Source organism: Amycolatopsis sp. NPDC021455, assembly GCF_040640995.1.
Lineage (GTDB): Bacteria > Actinomycetota > Actinomycetes > Mycobacteriales > Pseudonocardiaceae > Amycolatopsis.
The window spans coordinates 1-17,801 of sequence record NZ_JBFACT010000113.1 but is presented as its reverse complement, the minus strand read 5'-3'; the positions used below and the strand labels follow the sequence as shown (position 1 = coordinate 17,801).

The 17,801-nt window shown below is 72.2% G+C and carries 16 protein-coding genes; 7 read left to right on the top strand and 9 right to left on the bottom strand.

Features of this window, described 5'->3' with window-relative positions:
- Positions 1–86 precede the first annotated feature (86 nt).
- The 3 genes from AB0G28_RS47380 to AB0G28_RS47370 are packed head-to-tail and all read right to left on the bottom strand — an operon-like array spanning position 87 to position 1,998.
- Positions 87–641 carry a ferric reductase-like transmembrane domain-containing protein gene (locus AB0G28_RS47380; RefSeq protein WP_361105580.1) on the bottom strand — a complete coding sequence of 185 codons (555 nt, stop codon included), beginning with the start codon at positions 639–641 and terminating at the stop codon, positions 87–89.
- Complete coding sequence (locus AB0G28_RS47375) at positions 638–1,747, bottom strand: FAD:protein FMN transferase (RefSeq protein ID WP_361105577.1); 1,110 nt, start codon at positions 1,745–1,747, stop codon at positions 638–640. The genes AB0G28_RS47380 and AB0G28_RS47375 overlap by 4 nt, the downstream gene beginning before the upstream one ends.
- Complete coding sequence (locus AB0G28_RS47370) at positions 1,744–1,998, bottom strand: hypothetical protein (protein ID WP_361105574.1); 255 nt, start codon at positions 1,996–1,998, stop codon at positions 1,744–1,746. The genes AB0G28_RS47375 and AB0G28_RS47370 overlap by 4 nt, the downstream gene beginning before the upstream one ends.
- A gap of 236 nt (positions 1,999–2,234) precedes the next feature.
- On the opposite strand from AB0G28_RS47370, the gene AB0G28_RS47365 reads away from it, so the two are divergent.
- Genes AB0G28_RS47365 through AB0G28_RS47355 form a run of 3 tightly spaced genes read left to right on the top strand, consistent with a single transcriptional unit; the run spans position 2,235 to position 5,330 of the window.
- Positions 2,235–3,098, top strand: coding sequence for an alkaline phosphatase family protein (locus AB0G28_RS47365; RefSeq protein ID WP_361105571.1), 864 nt, complete (start codon positions 2,235–2,237; stop codon positions 3,096–3,098).
- Positions 3,099–3,144: 46 nt separating this feature from the next.
- A complete protein-coding gene (locus tag AB0G28_RS47360) occupies positions 3,145–4,353 on the top strand; it encodes an MFS transporter (RefSeq protein ID WP_361105568.1) in 1,209 nt (402 codons plus the stop codon).
- On the top strand, positions 4,350–5,330 hold the full coding sequence (locus AB0G28_RS47355; RefSeq protein ID WP_361105566.1) for a hypothetical protein: 981 nt from the start codon (positions 4,350–4,352) through the stop codon (positions 5,328–5,330). Before AB0G28_RS47360 ends, AB0G28_RS47355 begins: the two co-directional genes overlap by 4 nt.
- A 3-nt stretch (positions 5,331–5,333) precedes the next feature.
- Here AB0G28_RS47355 and AB0G28_RS47350 read toward each other — a convergent pair whose 3' ends face one another.
- Positions 5,334–5,744, bottom strand: coding sequence for a hypothetical protein (locus tag AB0G28_RS47350; protein WP_361105563.1), 411 nt, complete (start codon positions 5,742–5,744; stop codon positions 5,334–5,336).
- Positions 5,745–6,053: 309 nt separating this feature from the next.
- Between AB0G28_RS47350 and AB0G28_RS47345 the strand changes: the two genes are divergently transcribed.
- Positions 6,054–7,010, top strand: coding sequence for a glycoside hydrolase family 6 protein (locus AB0G28_RS47345; RefSeq protein ID WP_361105559.1), 957 nt, complete (start codon positions 6,054–6,056; stop codon positions 7,008–7,010).
- A 97-nt stretch (positions 7,011–7,107) separates the two neighbouring features.
- On the opposite strand, the gene AB0G28_RS47340 is transcribed toward AB0G28_RS47345, so the two are convergent.
- Positions 7,108–8,451 (bottom strand): tannase/feruloyl esterase family alpha/beta hydrolase, encoded by a 1,344-nt coding sequence (locus tag AB0G28_RS47340; RefSeq protein ID WP_361105557.1) that lies wholly within the window; start codon positions 8,449–8,451, stop codon positions 7,108–7,110.
- Positions 8,452–8,623: 172 nt separating this feature from the next.
- Here AB0G28_RS47340 and AB0G28_RS47335 point away from each other — a divergent pair, with 172 nt between their 5' ends.
- Positions 8,624–9,808, top strand: coding sequence for a PHB depolymerase family esterase (locus AB0G28_RS47335; RefSeq protein WP_361105554.1), 1,185 nt, complete (start codon positions 8,624–8,626; stop codon positions 9,806–9,808).
- Positions 9,809–10,013: 205 nt separating this feature from the next.
- Here the strand turns inward: AB0G28_RS47335 and AB0G28_RS47330 are convergent, their stop codons facing one another.
- The 4 genes from AB0G28_RS47330 to AB0G28_RS47315 are packed head-to-tail and all read right to left on the bottom strand — an operon-like array spanning position 10,014 to position 14,442.
- Complete coding sequence (locus AB0G28_RS47330; RefSeq protein WP_361105551.1) at positions 10,014–11,864, bottom strand: GAF domain-containing protein; 1,851 nt, start codon at positions 11,862–11,864, stop codon at positions 10,014–10,016.
- Between the two features lies 1 nt (position 11,865).
- Positions 11,866–13,194 carry an MFS transporter gene (locus tag AB0G28_RS47325; protein ID WP_361105548.1) on the bottom strand — a complete coding sequence of 443 codons (1,329 nt, stop codon included), beginning with the start codon at positions 13,192–13,194 and terminating at the stop codon, positions 11,866–11,868.
- 31 nt (positions 13,195–13,225) lie between these two features.
- Positions 13,226–13,975, bottom strand: coding sequence for a 3-hydroxybutyrate dehydrogenase (locus AB0G28_RS47320; protein ID WP_361105545.1), 750 nt, complete (start codon positions 13,973–13,975; stop codon positions 13,226–13,228).
- A gap of 59 nt (positions 13,976–14,034) precedes the next feature.
- Positions 14,035–14,442 carry a VOC family protein gene (locus AB0G28_RS47315; protein WP_361105543.1) on the bottom strand — a complete coding sequence of 136 codons (408 nt, stop codon included), beginning with the start codon at positions 14,440–14,442 and terminating at the stop codon, positions 14,035–14,037.
- 85 nt (positions 14,443–14,527) lie between these two features.
- On the opposite strand from AB0G28_RS47315, the gene AB0G28_RS47310 reads away from it, so the two are divergent.
- The gene (locus AB0G28_RS47310) at positions 14,528–15,466 is read left to right on the top strand and encodes a WYL domain-containing protein (RefSeq protein ID WP_361105540.1); all 939 of its coding nucleotides are present in this window, start codon (positions 14,528–14,530) and stop codon (positions 15,464–15,466) included.
- A gap of 166 nt (positions 15,467–15,632) precedes the next feature.
- Entirely contained in the window at positions 15,633–17,699 is a 2,067-nt protein-coding gene (locus AB0G28_RS47305; protein ID WP_361105537.1) for an AMP-binding protein, read from the top strand.
- Positions 17,700–17,801 lie beyond the last annotated feature (102 nt).

The following is a 17,801-nucleotide window of genomic DNA, read 5'->3' as shown; positions in this document are numbered from 1 at the left end:
AACCGCTACGACGAGACCGTTCACATTCGCAACCGTCAACGAGCCCTCAGCCCTCGAACTGCAGCCTGAGGTTGACAGAGGATGTCTCATCGGATGCCTCCCAGGAGCTGGGGACCGGCGTGTTTCGCGCCGATCCGGTAGGCGACGGCGCCGAGCGCGGCCAGCACGCACAGCACGTCGAGGGCGACGATCCAGCCGTGGGCGGCGTCGTTTTCGGCCATGCCGAGGCCGTGCACCAGCGCGACCGGCCAGCACAGGTAGGCCAGCCAGTGCACGGCGCGCCACACCCGCGGCGGAACACGGGTGCGCACGAGGCTGGTGACGACGATCGCGAGCAGCAGGTCGAGCGCGACGGCGCCGAGGCCGACCCACAGCGGCCGGTAGTCCGCACCGAACGGGAGGACGACGTCGAGCCAGGTCAGCGAGACGTAGCCGTCGAGGACCGCCGACGCGATGTGCGCGGCGAGAAACGCGACGCTGGTCAGCGCGAGGTTCCGGTGCACGGCGGCGACGGTGAACCGCGGCCACTCGCGCGTCGCGAACCGGCCGGCGCCGAGCGCGCCGAGGACGACGACGCCGGTGAAGAGCACCAGCGACACGAGCCCGGTCGCGCGGCTGAAGTACCAGACGGCGGAGCTCATGACGGCCACCCCGGCGTGGTGACGACGTCGCCGCGGACGCCGACGAGCCGCGCGGGCAGCCGTCTTTCCTCGAGCCAGCCGGGTGCTTCCGGGCCGAGGACGATCGCCGCGGTGCTCGCGATGTTGGCGTCCACAGTGGACTCGGCGGCGACGGTGACCGTGCGCCAGCGCGGTTCCGGGACGTCGCCGGTGCGCGGGTCGACGATGTGGTGGACCGTCCGGCCGGCGTGACGCCAGCGCCGCCGGGTGGTGCCGGAGGTGGCGAGCCCGCCGCCGCGCACCGCCACGAGGGCTTGGGTGTGGTCATCGCCGACCGCGACCTGCCAGCCACCGGCCGGCGCGGCCCCGGCGACACGCAGGTCGCCCCCGAGGTTGACGAGCACACCGCAGCCGGTCGCGGCGTGGATCCGGCGAGCCGCACGGTCGGCGGCGAGGGCTTTGGCGGTCGCGCCGAGATCGAGGTGCACGCGGCGAGGCAGGACGACCAGCCGCTGCCCGGGGTCGAAGAGAACCCGGTGCCAGCCCGGCGCGGGCACGGCAGCTCCGGCCCCGCCGACCACCCCACACCCCCGTGTCGCGCCCCCAATCACGCGAGTCGACCCTCCAGACACACGAGTCGACCCTCCAAGCACGCGAGTCGACCCTCCAAGCACGCGAGTCGACCCTCCAAGCACGCGAGTCGACCCTCCAGACACACGAGCCGACCCTCCAGACACACGAGCCGACCCTCCAAGCACACGAGCCGACCCTCCAAGCACGGGATCCACCACCGCATCCCGATCACCGGCAACCGCGGCGAAGTCGCGGTCGTACCCCAGCGCCCGTACAGCGCCGCCGACCGTCGGATCGACCAGGCCGCCGGTCAGCCGCGCCGCGCGCAAAGCCACCTCGAGTGCTTCCGCGAGCAGTGGCCCCACCCGCACCTGACGTCCGGCGTTCTCGTGCAGCCGGGAGATCTCCGAGTCCGCCCGGAACCGGCTGCACGCCGCATCGATCGCGGCGAGCTCCTCGTGCAGCAGCTCGACCGCCGAACCCAACTCCTCCGGCTCCGTGACCAGGACCTCCGCCGTCGTGCCGAGGGCGCGGAACGCCGTCGCCGCGGTCATGACGCACCCGATCCCGTGTGCGCCTGGCCGGATCCCGCGCTCAAGCCGCTGTCCGGCGCCTGGAGCTGGTCCTGGGAACCGGTGGAGTCGCTGGTGGTGCTCTGCGTGGTGTCCGCCGAGGCCGCCGAGAGGCCGAAGCCGATCGCGCCGACCGCGGCCGCGCCCAGCACCGCGGCGGTCGCGGTGACCAGGGCGGCCTTGCGACGGCCGTGCTCACGGCGGGCGGCGCCGCCGGGGGTGAGGGGTTCCATGGCACCGAGTGTCGGCGCCGTTCCTTTGAACCAGCTGGGAATGACCTGTCAGCTCCCCGACCGGCCACTGTGGACACCTACCAAAGAAGGTTGACACCGGACAGCCATTCACCCACTCTTTCCGTTGTCCGCCGGTGGTTTCCCGCTGTTCACGAGCCGGACCACGGCACGGCACGCACCGGCCCCCTGCCCTGGGCACCATGAGGCGCCCCCATCCCGCCCATGCTGGAGGACCCATGATCCGCAAGCGGATCTTCGCCGCCGCCCTGGTCACTGCCGGTGTGCTCACGGCCGCCGTCGTCACCGGAACGGACCAGCCCGCCGCCGTGCGGCCGACCGCGAGCACCGTGCCGGCGTTCGACCACATCGTCCTGGTGATGTTCGAGAACAAGAAGTACTCCTCGATCAACGGCAGTTCCAGCGCCCCGTACTTCAACTCGCTCGCCTCGCAGAGCGCGAAGTTCACGAACTCCTTCGCGATCACCCACCCGAGCCAGCCCAACTACGTCGCCCTCTTCTCCGGTGCGACGCAGGGCGTCACCGACGACGCCTGCCCCGCCAACCTCGGCGCGAAGGCCAACCTCGGCCGGCAGCTGATCGACGCCGGCAAGACCTTCACCGGCTACTCCGAGGCCATGCCGTCGGACGGCTACACCGGCTGCTCCAGCGGCACCTACCGGCGCAAGCACAACAGCTGGGTCGACTTCTCGAACGTCCCGGCGGCCAGCAACCTCCGCTACTCGAGCTTCCCGAGCGACTTCAGCCAGCTGCCGACCGTCGCCTTCGTGACGCCGGACATGTGCAGCGACATGCACGACTGCTCGATCGGCACCGGCGACACCTGGCTGAAGAAGAACCTCGACGCCTACGCGCAGTGGGCCAAGACGCACAACAGCCTGCTGATCGTCACCTTCGACGAGGACAGCGGCACGTCGGTCAACCAGATCTTCACGACGTTCACCGGCGCGAACGTCAAGATCGGCAGCTACAGCGAGTCCATCAACCACTACACCGTGCTGCGCACGATCGAGGCGTCCTACGGCCTGCCGGGCATCGGCGGCGCCGCGAGCAAGTCGCCGATCCTCGACGTCTGGCAGTAACCGCGTGTACCTGTCCACCATCGGCCGCCGAGAGCATGCTGGGGCGGTGTCCCGGACCCGGCTCTCGGCGGTCGGCGCGAACGTCTTCGCGCTCGGCGCCGTCAGCCTGGTCACCGACGTCTCCTCGGAGATGGTCACCGCGATCCTGCCGGTGTACCTGGTCCTCGGCCTGCACCTGAGCCCGGCGGCGTACGGCCTGGTCGACGGCCTCTACACCGGGGCGACGGCGTTGCTGCGGATCGTCGGCGGGTACGTCGCCGACCGGGTCCGCCGACGCAAGGTCGTCGCCGGCGCCGGCTACGCGTTGTCCGCGGTGGCGAAGCTCGGCCTGCTCGCGGCCGGGGCGTCGGCGGCCGCGATCGGCGCCGTGATCACGCTCGACCGCACCGGCAAGGGCCTGCGGACCGCGCCGCGCGACGCGCTGATCACGCTGTCGGCGCCCGAACCGCTGCTCGGGCGGGCGTTCGGCATCCACCGCGCGATGGACAGCATGGGTGCCTTCGCCGGGCCGCTGGTCGCCCTCGCCGTGCTGGCCGCGGTCGGCGCCGCCGACCCCGAGGCGTTCGACGCCGTGTTCGTCGTCAGCTTCTGCATCGCCGCCATCGGCGTGCTGCTGCTGGTGCTGTTCGTCCGTGACCGCCGGACGCCGAAAGCCGCGAACCCGGTTTCGCCGCGCGCGGCGGCGGCCCTGCTGCGCGGCAGCGGCGTGCGGCGGCTGCTGGTCGCGGCCTGCGTGCTCGGGCTCGCCACGGTCGGCGACGGGTTCGTCTACCTGCTGCTGCAGCACAAGGAGGACATCGCCACCGGCTGGTTCCCGCTGCTCGCGGTCGGCACCAACCTCAGCTACCTGCTGCTCGCCGCGCCGCTGGGCGCGCTCGCCGACCGGGTCGGGCGGCTGCCGGTCGTGCTCGGCGGCTACGGCGCGCTCGCGCTGGTCTACCTGCTGCTGGCCGGGCCGGTGTCCGGCTGGCCGCTGCTCGCCACGGCACTGGCGTTGTACGGCGCGTTCTACGCGGCGACCGACGGCGTCCTCATGGCACTCGCCGGCCCGCTGCTGCCGGAGTCGTTGCGCACGACGGGGATTTCGCTCGTCCAGACCGCGCAGGCGCTCGCGTACTTCACCTCGTCCGTCCTTTTCGGACTGGCGTGGCAGTTCTGGGGTCCGGACCGGGCGATCGTGGTCGCCGCGGGCGGGGCCGTGGCCGCGATCGCCGTGACGTTCGTCGTCCTCTCGCCTCGGAAGGTGACGGCGTGAGAACCCGGATCCTCATCGCGGTCGCCGGGGTGCTCGTGCTGGCCGGGGCGGCGATCGCGTACGTCGGGTTCGCGAGCGCCCGCGGTCACGACGTCGCCGCGACCGGCGCGGTCAGCCTCTCCCCCGGCCCGCGGCTGCTGTTCCGCAGCACGGCCGACGCCGACCGCGGGCACGTCGCCACGGTGTCCACGGCGGACCCCGCCGGCCCGCGGACGGTGTCGCCGCTGTCGTGCGCACGCGTGTACGCCGCCGGCGGCAGCGGCCTCTGCCTGCGTCAGGACGGCGACCTGACCACCTACCAGCTGGTGCAGCTCGACGCGCAGCTCACGGTGAAGCGGGAGATCCCGCTGGTCGGCCTGCCGAACCGGGCCCGGGTGTCGGCGAGCGGCCGGATGCTCGCGTGGACGGTGTTCGTCACCGGCGATTCCTACAACGGCGGGATGTTCTCCACCCGCGCCGGCATCCTCGACACGGCGACCGGCGACCTCGCCGGGACGCTGGAGGACTACGCCGTGACGCTCGACGGCAAGCCGTACCAGGCGGCCGACCTCAACTTCTGGGGCGTCACGTTCACCCGCGACGACCGCCACTTCTACGCGACGATGTCGACGGCCGGCCACCGCTACCTGGTCGCCGGCGACTTCGCCGCGCACACGGTTCGCACGCTGCGCGAGAACGTCGAGTGCCCGTCGGTGTCCCCGGACGGGACGCGGGTGGCGTTCAAGTCCGCTGTGGACGGCGACCCGGCCCGCGGCTGGCGGCTGTCGGTGCTCGACCTGGCGTCATCGAAGGTGACGCCGCTGGCCGAGACCCGCAGCGTCGACGACCAGCCCGCCTGGCTCGACGACCACACGATCGGCTACGGCGTGCCCCGTGGCCCGGGCCACGCGGACGTCTGGTCGGTCCCGGCCGACGGCTCGGGCACGCCCCGGCTGCTCGTCCCGGAGGCGGAGTCGCCCGCCGCCCTGGGTTCGTGACGGTCAGTCCATTTTGCGCAGACCATCGAGAATGCGCTGCATCAGATCCGTGTCCGGGGCCGCGAAGGCGAACCGTGACGCGGGCACGCCGGCGGCCCGCGGGCGCGGCGGCGGGAGGCTGCCCGCCACTCGCGACGGCAGCGGCTCGCGCCGCGTCTGCGCGGGGATCGGCAGGGTCGGCAGGGCGACCGTCCTGGCTTCGGCCAGCTGCTTCACGGCGTGCTCCTGCCGGATGCGCGACTTGATGCCGGCCACGGTGAAGTCCGGCTCCGGGTCCGGCTCCCGGGTGGACACGGGCGCGGGCCGGCGCGGACGCCGTGGACGCCGCTCGAGAACGATCGCCCAGGCCGCGGCGGCGAGGGCCGGCAGCAGCAGCCCGGCGACGATGGCGAGGCCGGGCAGGTCGACGGCCATCAGCGGGCCCCGGGGGCAGGTAGCAGCATGACGTTCACTTCCGGACGGACGGTTCTTCCGCAGCATGGCCGACACCTGGATATTCGACATTAACGAATTTTCGCGGACCCCGAGGCCCATCATGAACGACGGGCAGCACTCCCGCAAGCAGCCGAACGGGGTCGACCATCCGGACGGCGAAAGTGCAGTTCAGGGCGGGTTTCGCGGCGGGTATACCGCGCCCCTCACCCAGTGATACGGACGCTGGTTCGGTTTGGTTCACCCGCTTTTTTGTACGATTCGTGTACCGCGTCACGGCACGCTCACCGAATGCGCATTTCGCCCTGGCTCGTGGCCGCCGCGCTGGCGCTCACCGGCCTCGCCTCCGCGTCCCCGGCCGTCGCCGCCGACGGCAACCCGCTCGAGAAGACGAACGGCTTCTACGTCGATCCGGACTCGAACCCGGCGACGTGGGTCCGCGACCACCCGGACGACGGCCGCGCCGGCCCGATCCGGACGTCGATCGCGACCAAGCCGGGTGCCCGCTGGTTCGGCAACTGGAGCGGCGACATCCGCGCGGCGGTCGACTCCTACACCTACGCCGCCGACGTCGCCGACAAGCTGCCGGTCCTGGTCGCCTACAACATCCCCGGCCGCGACTGCGGCGGCGAGTCGACCGGCGGCGCGGGCAGCCCGCAGGCCTACCGCGACTGGATCTCCGCGTTCGCCGACGGCATCGGCGGCAAGCCGGCGATCGTGATCATCGAGCCGGACGCGCTCGCCCAGCTCGACTGCCTGCCCGGCGACGCCCGCCAGACCCGGATCGACCTGCTGAAGTACGCGGCGACGCAGTTCGCCCAGAAGGCGCCGAACACGTGGGCGTACCTGGACGGCGGCAACGCCACGTGGATCCCGGCCGCGACGATGGCATCGCGGCTGAAGTCGGTGGGCGTCCAGTCGATCCACGGGTTCGTGCTGAACGTGTCCAACTTCTACACCACGGCCGAGTCGACGACCTACGGCAAGGCGGTCGGCTCGGCCCTCGGCTACGCGGCGCCGTTCGTGGTCGACACCAGCCGCAACGGCAACGGCCACGGCACGGACACCGAGTGGTGCAACCCGCCGAAGCGCAAGCTCGGTGCGACGTCCCGGCTCGGCGGCGGCCCGGAGATGCAGCTGTGGATCAAGGTCCCGGGCGACTCGGACGGGAGCTGCGGCTACGGCTCGGGCGTCCCGGCGGGCACCTTCAGCCCGGACCTGGCCACCCACCTCATCAAGGGCGACTGACCAAAGCGCCCCAATGTGGCGTTCGGTGCGTCAGACGCACCCAATGTGGCGTTCGGTGCGTTGGACGCAACCAACGCCACATTGGGGCGCTTGAGACTCAGCCCAGGTCGCACGACTTCGCCAGCTCCGCCGGGGTCGCCCCGGCGGGGCGGGCGATCGTCGCCGACGCCGGCGGACGTGCGCCGCGCAGCCAGCCCGCCAGCGCGTCGAACGCCGTCCGGAAGCACGGGGCCAGCGGGCGGAGCTTGTCCGGGTAGGCGTCGACCAGGCCGTCGACGTGGTTGCCGCCCTCGATCCGGTAGTACCGGTGCAGTGCCCCGCGGCCGGCCGCGGTGATCATCCGGTCGTAGACGTCGGAGTCGCGCGTGATCGGCAGCAGCGTGTCGAGCGTGCCGTGCAGCGTCAGCAGCGGCTTGCCGATCCGCCCGGTCAGGGAGATCCGCTCGACCGCCCGTGCCACCGGCGCGGGCCGCGCGGAATACGCGTAGTCCGCGTCACAGGCCGGCGTTCCCGAGGCGCAGAACGGGATCCCCGCCTCGAGCGAGCCGTCGAACGACGGGTCGACCTCCTCGCGGTAGATCCGCTGGGTCAGGTCCCAGTAGACGCGGTAGTGGTAGTCCCAGAGGAACTCCGACCCCGGCGCGAACCCGGCGTCCAATATGGACTGATGGGCCGGCTCGGACCCGGCCGCGTAGGCCGGGTAGGCGCGCAGGGCGGGCGGCAGGAACGTGAGCAGGTTCGGTCCATCGGCACGCCACAGCGTTCCCTCCCAGTCGACGCCCCCGTCGTAGAGCCACGGCCGGTTCTCCAGCTGCCACCGCACGAGGTACCCACCGTTGGACAGCCCGGCCGCCAGGGTCCGCGCGGGCAGCCGGCCGTAGTGCCGCGCCACCGCCGACCGGGCCGCCAGTGTCAGCTGCGTGACGCGCCGGTTCCACTCGGCCAGCGCGTCGCCGGGCCGGACACCGTCGGCGAAGAAGGCCGCGCCGGTGTTCCCCTTGTCGGTCGCGGCGAACGCGTAGCCTTCGGCCAGCGCCTGGTCGCCGATCGCGCGGTCGTTCGCGTACTGCCGCCGCACGCCGGGCGAGCCGGAGACGACCAGGCCGCCGTTCCACCGGTCCGGCAGGCGCAGCACGAACTGCGCGTCGTGGTTCCAGCCGTGGTTGGTGTTCGCCGTCGACGTGTCGGGGAAGTACCCGTCGACCTGCACGCCGGGCACGCCGCTCGGCGCGGGCAGTCCCGCCGGCGTCAGGCCCGCCCAGTCGGCCTGGACGGTGTGGCCGGACGCGAGCGTGCCGGTCGTCGTCAGGTCGTCCAGGCAGACGGCGACCTGCCGTTCGGCGCCGGGCACGGCCACCTCGCAGCGCCCGGTCGCCGCCGCCGACGCGGGCAACGCCGCCGCGAGCGTTCCCGCCAGAACCCAAGCCAGCCACCTGCGCACGGTCCACCTCCGGTCTCGGATGCCTTGAACCCAAGCGCGTGCGGCAGCCGGGAGCCACCCGCCCGGCCACCATGAATTCGCGTGGCGATGTGGTGGCCGGGCACATGGTCTCCACCCCCGGAACCGGCTTAGCGTCGCCGGGAACCCTCTCAACGACGAGAAGGAACTCACGATGCGCAAACTCGCTTTCGCCGGACTCGCCGCGGTCACCGCCGCCGTGCTCACCACCGTCGGGGTGGCCTCCGCCGACCCGCCGGCGTCGTCCCTCGTCCAGGTTTCTTCGTTCGGCGCCAATCCCGGCGCGCTGGCGATGTACACCTACACGCCGTCCGGGCTCGAAACGGGCCGCCCGGTGGTCGTCGCGCTGCACGGCTGCACGCAGAGCGCCGCGGACTACTACGCCCATTCGGGCTGGCCGGAGCTGGCCGACCGCTGGCGGTTCGAGGTCGTGTTCCCGCAGCAGTCGACCGCGAACAACTCGCTGAAGTGCTTCAACTGGTTCTCCACCGCCGACGACACCCGCGGCAACGGCGAAGCCGCGTCCGTCAAGTCCATGGTGGACAAGGCGATCGCCGACCACGGCTCGGATTCCTCGCGGGTGTACGTCACCGGCTTGTCGGCCGGCGGCGCGATGACCGCCGACCTGCTCGCCGCGTACCCGGACGTCTTCGCCGCCGGCGGCATCAACGCCGGGTTGCCCGCTCAGTGCGCCACGAGCGTCACCGAAGCGACGAACTGCCAGCAGAACGACCAGCACCTGACCCCGGCGCAGTGGGCGTCGCGGGTGAAGGCGCAGTACCCGGGCTACAGCGGGCCGTGGCCGCGCGTCGCGATCTGGCAGGGCACGGGTGACTACACGGTCTACCCGGTCAACGGCACGGAGCTGCGCGACCAGTGGACCGCGGTGCACGGCGTCTCGCAGTCGCCGACGAGCACGCAGTCCCTGCCCGGCGGCACGACGTCGACGGACTACGGCGGCAAGGTGCAGCTGTATTCGATCGCCGGGATGGGCCACGGCACGGCGGTCGACCCGGGCACCGGCGCGACGCAGTGCGGCAGCACCGGCGCGTACTTCCTCGCGGGGATCTGCTCCAGCTACTACACCGGCGTGTTCTTCGGGCTGGACAAGGGATCCGGGAGTACTCCCCCGCCCACCACCACTTCGTCGGCTCCGGCGGGAACCTGTGTGAGCACGAGCAACTACGCCCACACGCAGGCCGGCCGCGCGCACCAGAGCGGTGGCCAGACGTACGCGAACGGGTCGAACCAGGCGATGGGCCTGTGGAACACGTTCACGATCCACGCGTTGCGGGAGACGTCGCCCGGTTACTGGGTTCTCGCCGACGGTCAGTGCTAGGACGTCCCGGGGCTGCTCGGCCTGGCTGAGCAGCCCCCGTTTTCCACGCTACCGGTGGGCACCGACAGTTCCGGCCGCCCGAACGCCCCAATGTGGCGTTGGGTGCGTCCAACGCACCCAATGTGGCGTTCGGTGCGTCCAACGCACCCAATGCCACATTGGGGTGCTGGCGACTGGCCAACACGCCGGTGCCGGCTGCCGTGGCTCAGGCGTCGCGAACCCGGTGCAGGCGCAGGGCCAGCTGGATTTCCAGGGCCCGGTCCGGCGCCTGCCAGTCCTCCCCCAGCAGCGACGCCACGCGCTCCAGCCGTTGCACCACCGTGTTCACGTGGACGTGCAGCACGTCCTTCGTGCGCGCCAGCTGGGAGCCGTTCGCGAAGTACGCCCGCAGCGTCGCGACCAGCTCCGTGCCGCGGCGCTCGTCGTAGTCCAGGACCGGGCCGAGGGTCTGGCGGACGAACGCGTCCAGGTCCGCGCGGTCGCCGAGCAGCTGGCCGAGGAAGCCCAGGCCCGCCATCGCCGCGCCTTCGCCCGCGCGGCCGAGGGCCAGCAGGGCCCGGACGCAGCGGGCCGCTTCCGCGTGGGCGTCCGCGATCGCCGACGGGCCGCTCGCCGGGCCCGCCGCACCCACCGTGACCGGGCGGCCGGTGGCCGTGCCGAGGTCGGCCGCCACGCGGCGGGCCAGCTCGTCCGGGTCGCCCGTGCCGAGCAGCACGACCTCCTCCGCGTGCACGCCGACCAGGGTCGCGTGCCGGGCGGCCGCGCTCGCCAGGCGCCGCCGTGAGCCGCCGTCCGCGTGCGCGACCAGGACCGCGTGCGGTGCCGACAGGTCGATCCCCAGCCGGCGCCCGCGAGCCAGCAACGCACGCGGGTTGCGGTCCGGTGCGGTCAGCAGGTCGGTCAGCAGCTCGCCGCGCACCTCGTCCTCGGCGCGCACCACCGATCGCCGCAGCATCAGCAGCAACGCCGTCACGACGCCGGCGCGTTCGAACAACCGGCGGTCGGGGTCGGTGAGTCCCGGGCGGCCGGCCAGCACCAGGCTGCCGAGCAGCTCGGGACCGGCCTGCACCGCGCACACCCAGGTGTCCTTTGTGGACACCGCGCGGCCGGTGGTGCGCGCCGCGGCGAGCGCGTCCGGGTCGAGTCCCACCGGGTCCGCCGAACTCGCCAGGAGCGTGCCGTCGGCGTCGTACACCGTGAGGTCCCCGTGCAGCACGCCGGCGACCGCGGCGGCGACGTCCGGCAGGTCACCGCCGCGCAGCACGAGGTCGGTCAGCCGGTCGTGCGCGTCCTCCGCGCGTTCCATCGTCGCGTTGGCCTCGTTGAGCTCGGCGACGGCTCGGCGCGTCTGGTCGAGGAGGTTCGCGCTGTCCAGGGCGATCGCCGCGTGGTCGGCGAGCGACGACAGCAGCGCCACCTCGTCCGCCGTGAACTCCCGCGTCGCGCGGTCGGACGCGAAGAGCACGCCGAGCACCTTCGGGCCGATCGCCAGCGGGACGCCGAGGATCGCGGTCAGGCCCTCGTCCTCCACGCCGGAGTCGATGTGCCGGGTGTGCTTGAACCGGTCGTCGCGGAAGTAGTCCGCCGTCGCGTACGGCCGTGCCGTCTGCGCGACCAGCCCGCCGAGGCCCTCGCCCATGCCGAGCACGATCTGCTGGAACTCCGCCGACACCGAGCCGTCGCTGACCCGGATGTAGGTCTTGCCCTCGGCCTCGTTGTTGAGCGACAGGTAGGAGACGTCGACGCCGAGCAGTGCCCGCGCCCGCCGGACGATCGAGCGCAGCACGGTGTCCGGGTCCGACAGCGCGGCCAGCTCGCTCGCGGTGTCGAACAGCGCGGCGAGCTGCGCCTCACGCCGCCGGTGCTCGGCCAGGGTCTCGCGGATCCGCAGCGCCTGTTCGCCCGCGCCGGCCAGTGCGGCGAGGCCGGCCGCGTCGAGGCCGCCTTCGGCGCGGGCCGCGACGACGACGTGCGCCAGCTGCTCGCTGCTCGCCCCGGAGGCGAGCAGGTCGAGCAGCCGGCGCAACGCGTCCGAAGGTGCGGTCACGGCCGTCATGCTAGGGCGAAACGACCACCGTCTCCGCTTCGACGTCCTCGTCGTGCAGCGAGGTGCCGCGGGTTTCGCGGGCGGCGAGCAGCGCGATCACCGTGAGCAGGCACATCGCCGCGACGTACAGCGACACCGGCACGGTGCTGCCCCAGGCCGAGAACAGCGCCACGGCGATCAGCGGCGCGACGGCCCCGGCCGCGATCGACGACAGCTGCCCGCCGACCGAGAGGCCGGTGTAACGCACGCGGGTCGGGAACTGCTCGGCGAAGAACGCGGCCTGCGGGCCGTACATCGCGCCGTGCAGCACCAGCCCGACGGTCGCGGCCAGCACGATCACCGCCGACGACTTCGTGTCCAGCAGCGCGAAGAACGCGAAGCCCCACACGGCCATCCCGATCGCGCCGAACAGGTAGACCGGACGGCGCCCGACGCGGTCGGACAGCGCACCCCACAGCGGGATCGTCACGAAGTGCACGGCCGAGCCGATGAGCACCGCGGTCAGGCCGACCCCCTTCGGCAGGTGCAGCCCGGTCGTGACGTACACCAGGATGAACGCGGTGATCACGTAGTACGAGACGTTCTCGGCCATCCGCGCGCCGATGGTGATCAGCACCTGGCGCCAGCTGTTGCGGAACACGTCGACGACCGGGACGTGCTTTTCGGCGCGCGCTTCGGCCTGGCGCTGGGCGGCGAGGAACACGGGCGACTCCGCGACGGCCAGCCGGATCCACAGCCCGATCAGCAGCAGCACGCCCGAGAGCAGGAACGGGACGCGCCAGCCCCAGGACAGGAACGTCGCGTCGGACTGCGTCGCGGACAGGATCGCCAGGACGGCGGTCGCGAGGAGGTTCCCGCCGGGCGCGCCGCACTGCGGCCAGCTCGCCCAGAAACCGCGGCGGCGGTCGTCGCCGTGTTCGGAGACGATCAGGACGGCCCCGCCCCACTCACCCCCGAGCGCGAAGCCCTGGACGAGCCGGAGCAGCGTGAGCAGCAGCGGTGCCACGACGCCGGCGGTCGCGTACGTCGGCAGGACGCCCATCAGGCAGGTCGAGCCGCCCATCAGCACCAGGCTGACGATCAGCAGCTTCTTGCGGCCGAGCCGGTCGCCGAAGTGGCCGAAGACGAGGCCGCCGACCGGGCGGGCGAGGAACCCGACGGCGTAGGTCAGGAACGCCAGCAGCGTGCCGGTGAGCGGGTTCGCCGTCGGGAAGAACAGCTTGTTGAAGACGAGGGCGGCGGCCGAGGTGTAGAGGAAGAAGTCGTACCACTCGATGGTGGTGCCGATCAGGCTCGCGCCGACGATCTTGGCGATCGCCGACCGCTGGGGTTGGCTCACTGCGGGCTCCACTTCCTTGTGGTTACGGGACTTACGCGGCGGTCCAGCCGCCGTCGAGCGGGAGGGACGCCCCGGTGAGGTGACCGGCGTGCGGCGAGCACAGCCACACCACCAGGGAAGCGACGTCCTCGGGTTCGATGAGCTTCTTGATCGCGGCGCGTTTGAGCAGGACCTCGGCGACGACGTCCTCACGCGCGATGTCGTGCTCGGCGGCCTGCGCGTCGATCTGGCCGTCGACCAGCGGGGTGCGGACGTATCCGGGGTTCACGCAGTTGCTGGTGACGCCGTGGTCGGCCCCTTCGAGCGCGGCGACCTTCGAGAGTCCTTCGAGGCCGTGCTTCGCGGCGACGTACGCGGCCTTGTAGGCGGAGGCGCGCAGCCCGTGGACGCTCGACATGTTGACGATCCGCCCCCAGCCCCGCGCGTACATCGACGGCAGCGTGTGCCGGATGAGCAGGAAGGGCGCGGTGACCATCAGCGCCTGGATCCGGGCGAAGACGTCCGGCGGGAAGTCCTCGATCGGCGCGACGTGCTGGATCCCGGCGTTGTTGACGAGGATGTCGACCTCGGCGGGCAGGGCGCCGATGGCGGCGGCGTCGGTGAGGTCGGCGGCGTGCGCCCACCCCCCGACCTCGGTGGCGGCGGCCTCGGCCCGGCCGGAGTCCACGTCGACGACGTGCACCTTGGCCCCGGCCGCGGCGAGGGCGCGGACGCAGGCGAGGCCGATGCCGCTCGCCCCGCCGGTGACGAGGGCGGTGCGCCCGTCCAGATCGCTGGTCATGGACGGGAACGGTAAGCGTGACGCCCGTCGCCAGCCATGTGCGAGAGAACTACAACTTCTCAAGATCCTGTGGTGCCGGGCGACACCTCGAGCATCGCGAGGTAGTGCGCGTTCGTCATGATCCCGAGGACGTTGCCGAACGGGTCGACGACGGACGCCGTCACGAACCCCTCGCCGCGCACGGTGATCGGCTCGAACTCCTTGGCGCCCATGTCCAGCAGGCGCGCGAACGTCGCTTCGAGGTCGTCGACGTGCCAGCGGACGACCTGGCCGCCCGGCTCGGCCTGCGCGCCGGGCGCGTACTTGCGGTCGATGACGCCCAACTCGTGCTGATAGTCGCCGATCCGGAACTCGAAGTACCCGGGGACGACGAAGTACGGCTCGGCTCCCAGGAACTCCGTGTACCAGGCTTTCGCGGCTTCGTGGTCGTCGGCGTAGTACGTCACGGTGGCCATTCCTCGCAGCATGTCCTGCTCCTCTCGATCGGTGTGGAGCCATCATGCGGAGCGAAAGTGCTCACCGAGTGAGCACTTTGTTTGCGAGACTTCTCCCATGCGCGCCGACCGCCTCGTGGCCACCCTCCTGCTGATGCAGACCCGCGGCCGCGTCACGGCCGCCGAACTGGCGTCGGAGCTGGAGATCTCCGTCGCGACGGCCCGTCGTGACCTCGAGGCGCTCTCGGCCGCCGGAGTGCCCGTCTACCCGCAACCGGGCCGCGGTGGCGGCTGGCAGCTCGTCGGCGGTGCGCGCACCGACCTCTCCGGCCTGAGCGCGCGCGAAGCGCAGGCGCTGTTCCTCCTGGGCGGGCCGGCCGCGGCCACCACGCCGGAGGTCAGGTCCGCCCTGCGGAAACTCATGGGCGCGCTGCCCGGCACGTTCCGGGCGGAGGCCGAGGCCGCCGCCGAGGCGGTCGTCGTCGACCAGGCGGGGTGGGGCGAGCGCCCGAAGGACCGGCCGCCGATGGTCGAGCTGCTGCGCGACGCCGTCATCGCGCGCCGGAAGGTCCAGCTGACCTACGGCGGCCGCGAGCGGTCGGAGCGGCTCGTCGACCCGTGGGGCCTGGTCGACAAGGACGACGTCTGGTACCTGGTCGCCGGGACCGCGAAGGGCCGCCGGACCTTCCGGGTCGACCGGATCGTCGCGGCCGTCCCGACCGGGGAGGCCGCGGACCGGCCGTCGGACCTCGAGCTGGCGCGGGTGTGGGACGAGGTCGTCGAAGAGGTCGAGAAGCGGCGTTCGCTGCTCAGCGCGGACGTGGTGCTCGACCGGCGGTACTTCGGGGTGCTGCAGGGCCGGTTCGGCCGGCACTGCGAGCTCGTCGCCGAACTGCCGGGCGACCGCGTCCGGGCGCGGGTCGCCGCGCCCGCGCCGGTCATGATCGCGCAGGAGCTGGCGGGCTGGGGCGCGCTGGTCGACGTGGAAGGTCCGACGTCCGTCCGGGCCGAGCTGGCGCGCCTGGGCGCGGAGCTGGTGGCCCGCTATGCTGGGTGAACACCGTTAATCGATCTACAATGGACACCCGGAGGACCCACTACCGGTGTCCGTTACCCGCCGGTATCTGGCCGTTCGGAGTATCCAGGATCACCCGTTTGCTGCTAATGTGACGCCTCCGTGACCTGAACGTGCGTTCGGTGACACTTGGGCGAGGGACAGAACAATGCGTGACGATGTGGTCGAGGCGAGTGCGGTTATCGGTCACTCGCCCGACGTGGTGTGGCAGATCGTCGGATCGCCGGAGTGGTACTCGCGGTTCGTGCCGGAGATCAGCTGGTGCGAGATCCAGGAACCGGCTTCGCGCGGGCGCGGGCCGAAGGGGATGATCCGGATCGTCCCCGAGCGGGGACCGATGTTCCAGACGCAGATGCAGGCCGTCGTGTACCGGCCGGGCGAGCACGTCGTGTGGTGCGGCATCCCCGACGAGGGCACCTGGGTCTCCCTCGAGCTGAGACCACTGGCGGGTGGGAAGACCGAGCTGTTCGTCCGGATGATGCTGCCGCCGTCGCAGGCCGAGCTGGTGTCGTCGATCAAGAAGGACGTCCGCGCCGTCGGCCGCCGCCTCGACCTGCACCTGGCCGGCGAGGCCGATCCCGAGACCGACGGCGACAGCAACAAGGCCACCAAGCTGCGCACCACGAGCGTCCTGCTGCGCGCCGGCGTGCTCAGCGCGGCCCGGCCCGACAAGCTGGCCCGCCAGCTGAGCTCTCTCGCGCAGTGGGGCGCGACGGTCGCGGGTGGTTACCAGGCCGCCGCGGCCCGCGTCCCCGACGAGCCCGCCCTGCACGACGAGCGCAGCCTCCGCACCTTCCGCCAGGTCCAGGAGCGCAGCGACCGGCTCGCCAACGCGCTGAGCGAGCTCGGCGTCGTCGAACGCGACCGGATCGCGCTGATGTGCCGCAACCACTCCGCGATGATCGAGTCGTTCGTGGCCGCCAGCAAGCTCGGCGCCGACGTCATCCTGCTCAACACCGGCCTGTCCGCGGCCTCGGTCAAGGACGTCCTCGCCGAGCACACGCCGTCCGCCGTGCTGGCCGACGACGAGTTCGCGCAGACCATCGCGAACGTGCCGGGCGACTTCGCCCGGATCAGCACCTGGGCGGACGCCGACGCCGGCTACCCGACCGTCGACGAGCTGATCCACGCCGCACCCGCCGACCCGCCGAAGCCCGTCGAGCGGCCGGGCCGGCTGATCGTGCTCACCTCCGGCACCACCGGCACGCCGAAGGGCGCGCGCCGGCCCACGCCGAAGGGGCTGGGCACCGCCGCGGCGATCCTCGACCGGATCCCGCTGCGCTCGGGCGACCGGCTCCTCGTGGCGGCGCCGCTGTTCCACACCTGGGGCCTCGCCGCGATGCAGATCGGCATGGCCCTGCGGGCGTCGCTCGCGCTGACCCGCAAGTTCGACGCCGAAGAGACGTTGCGGACGATCGCCGAGCAGCGGTGCGACGCGCTGTTCGCCGTGCCGATCATGCTGCAGCGGATCATGGACCTGCCCGAACGCGTCCGCGCGCGCTACGACCTCTCGTCGCTGCGGATCGTGGCCAGCAGCGGTTCGGCGATGTCCGGGGCGTTCGTGACGGCGTTCATGGACACCTTCGGCGACGTCCTCTACAACTTCTACGGCTCGACCGAGGTGTCCTGGGCGAGCATCGCGACCCCCGCCGACCTGCGGGCCGCGCCGACCACGGCCGGCCGCTGCCCGCTCGGCACGCGGCTGGCGATCCTCGACGAGGACCGCCGGCCGGTACCACCGGGCGGCGAGGGCCAGATCTTCGTCGGCAACGACATGCTGTTCGAGGGCTACACGAGCGGGTCCGACCCGGCTCGCGCGGCGGACATGATGGCGAGCGGCGACGTCGGCTACCTCGACGCGGCGGGCCGGCTGTTCGTCACCGGCCGGGCCGACGAGATGATCGTCTCGGGCGGCGAGAACGTGTTCCCCCGCCCGGTCGAGGAAGCCCTGGTGGCCCTGCCGGGCGTGCACGACGCGGCGGTGGTCGGGGTGGCGGACGCGGAGTGGGGCCAGCGCCTGGCGGCGTACGTCGTCCCGAGGCGCGGGGCTTCACTGCACGCGGAGGACATCCGGGCCTACATCCACCAGCGCCTGGCCCGGTTCGCGGTACCGCGGGACGTGTACTTCGTGCCGGACCTCCCCCGCAACGCGACGGGCAAGATCCTCAAGCGCCTCCTCCACGATGACACCTGGCCGGCGACCAGCGAATACTGAGCCGACGTCCGATCCCGGAGGTGGCCCGGTCCCAAACGCCCCAATGTGGCGTTGGTTGCGTTGGACGCACCCAATGTGGCGTTCGGTGCGTCTGACGCACCG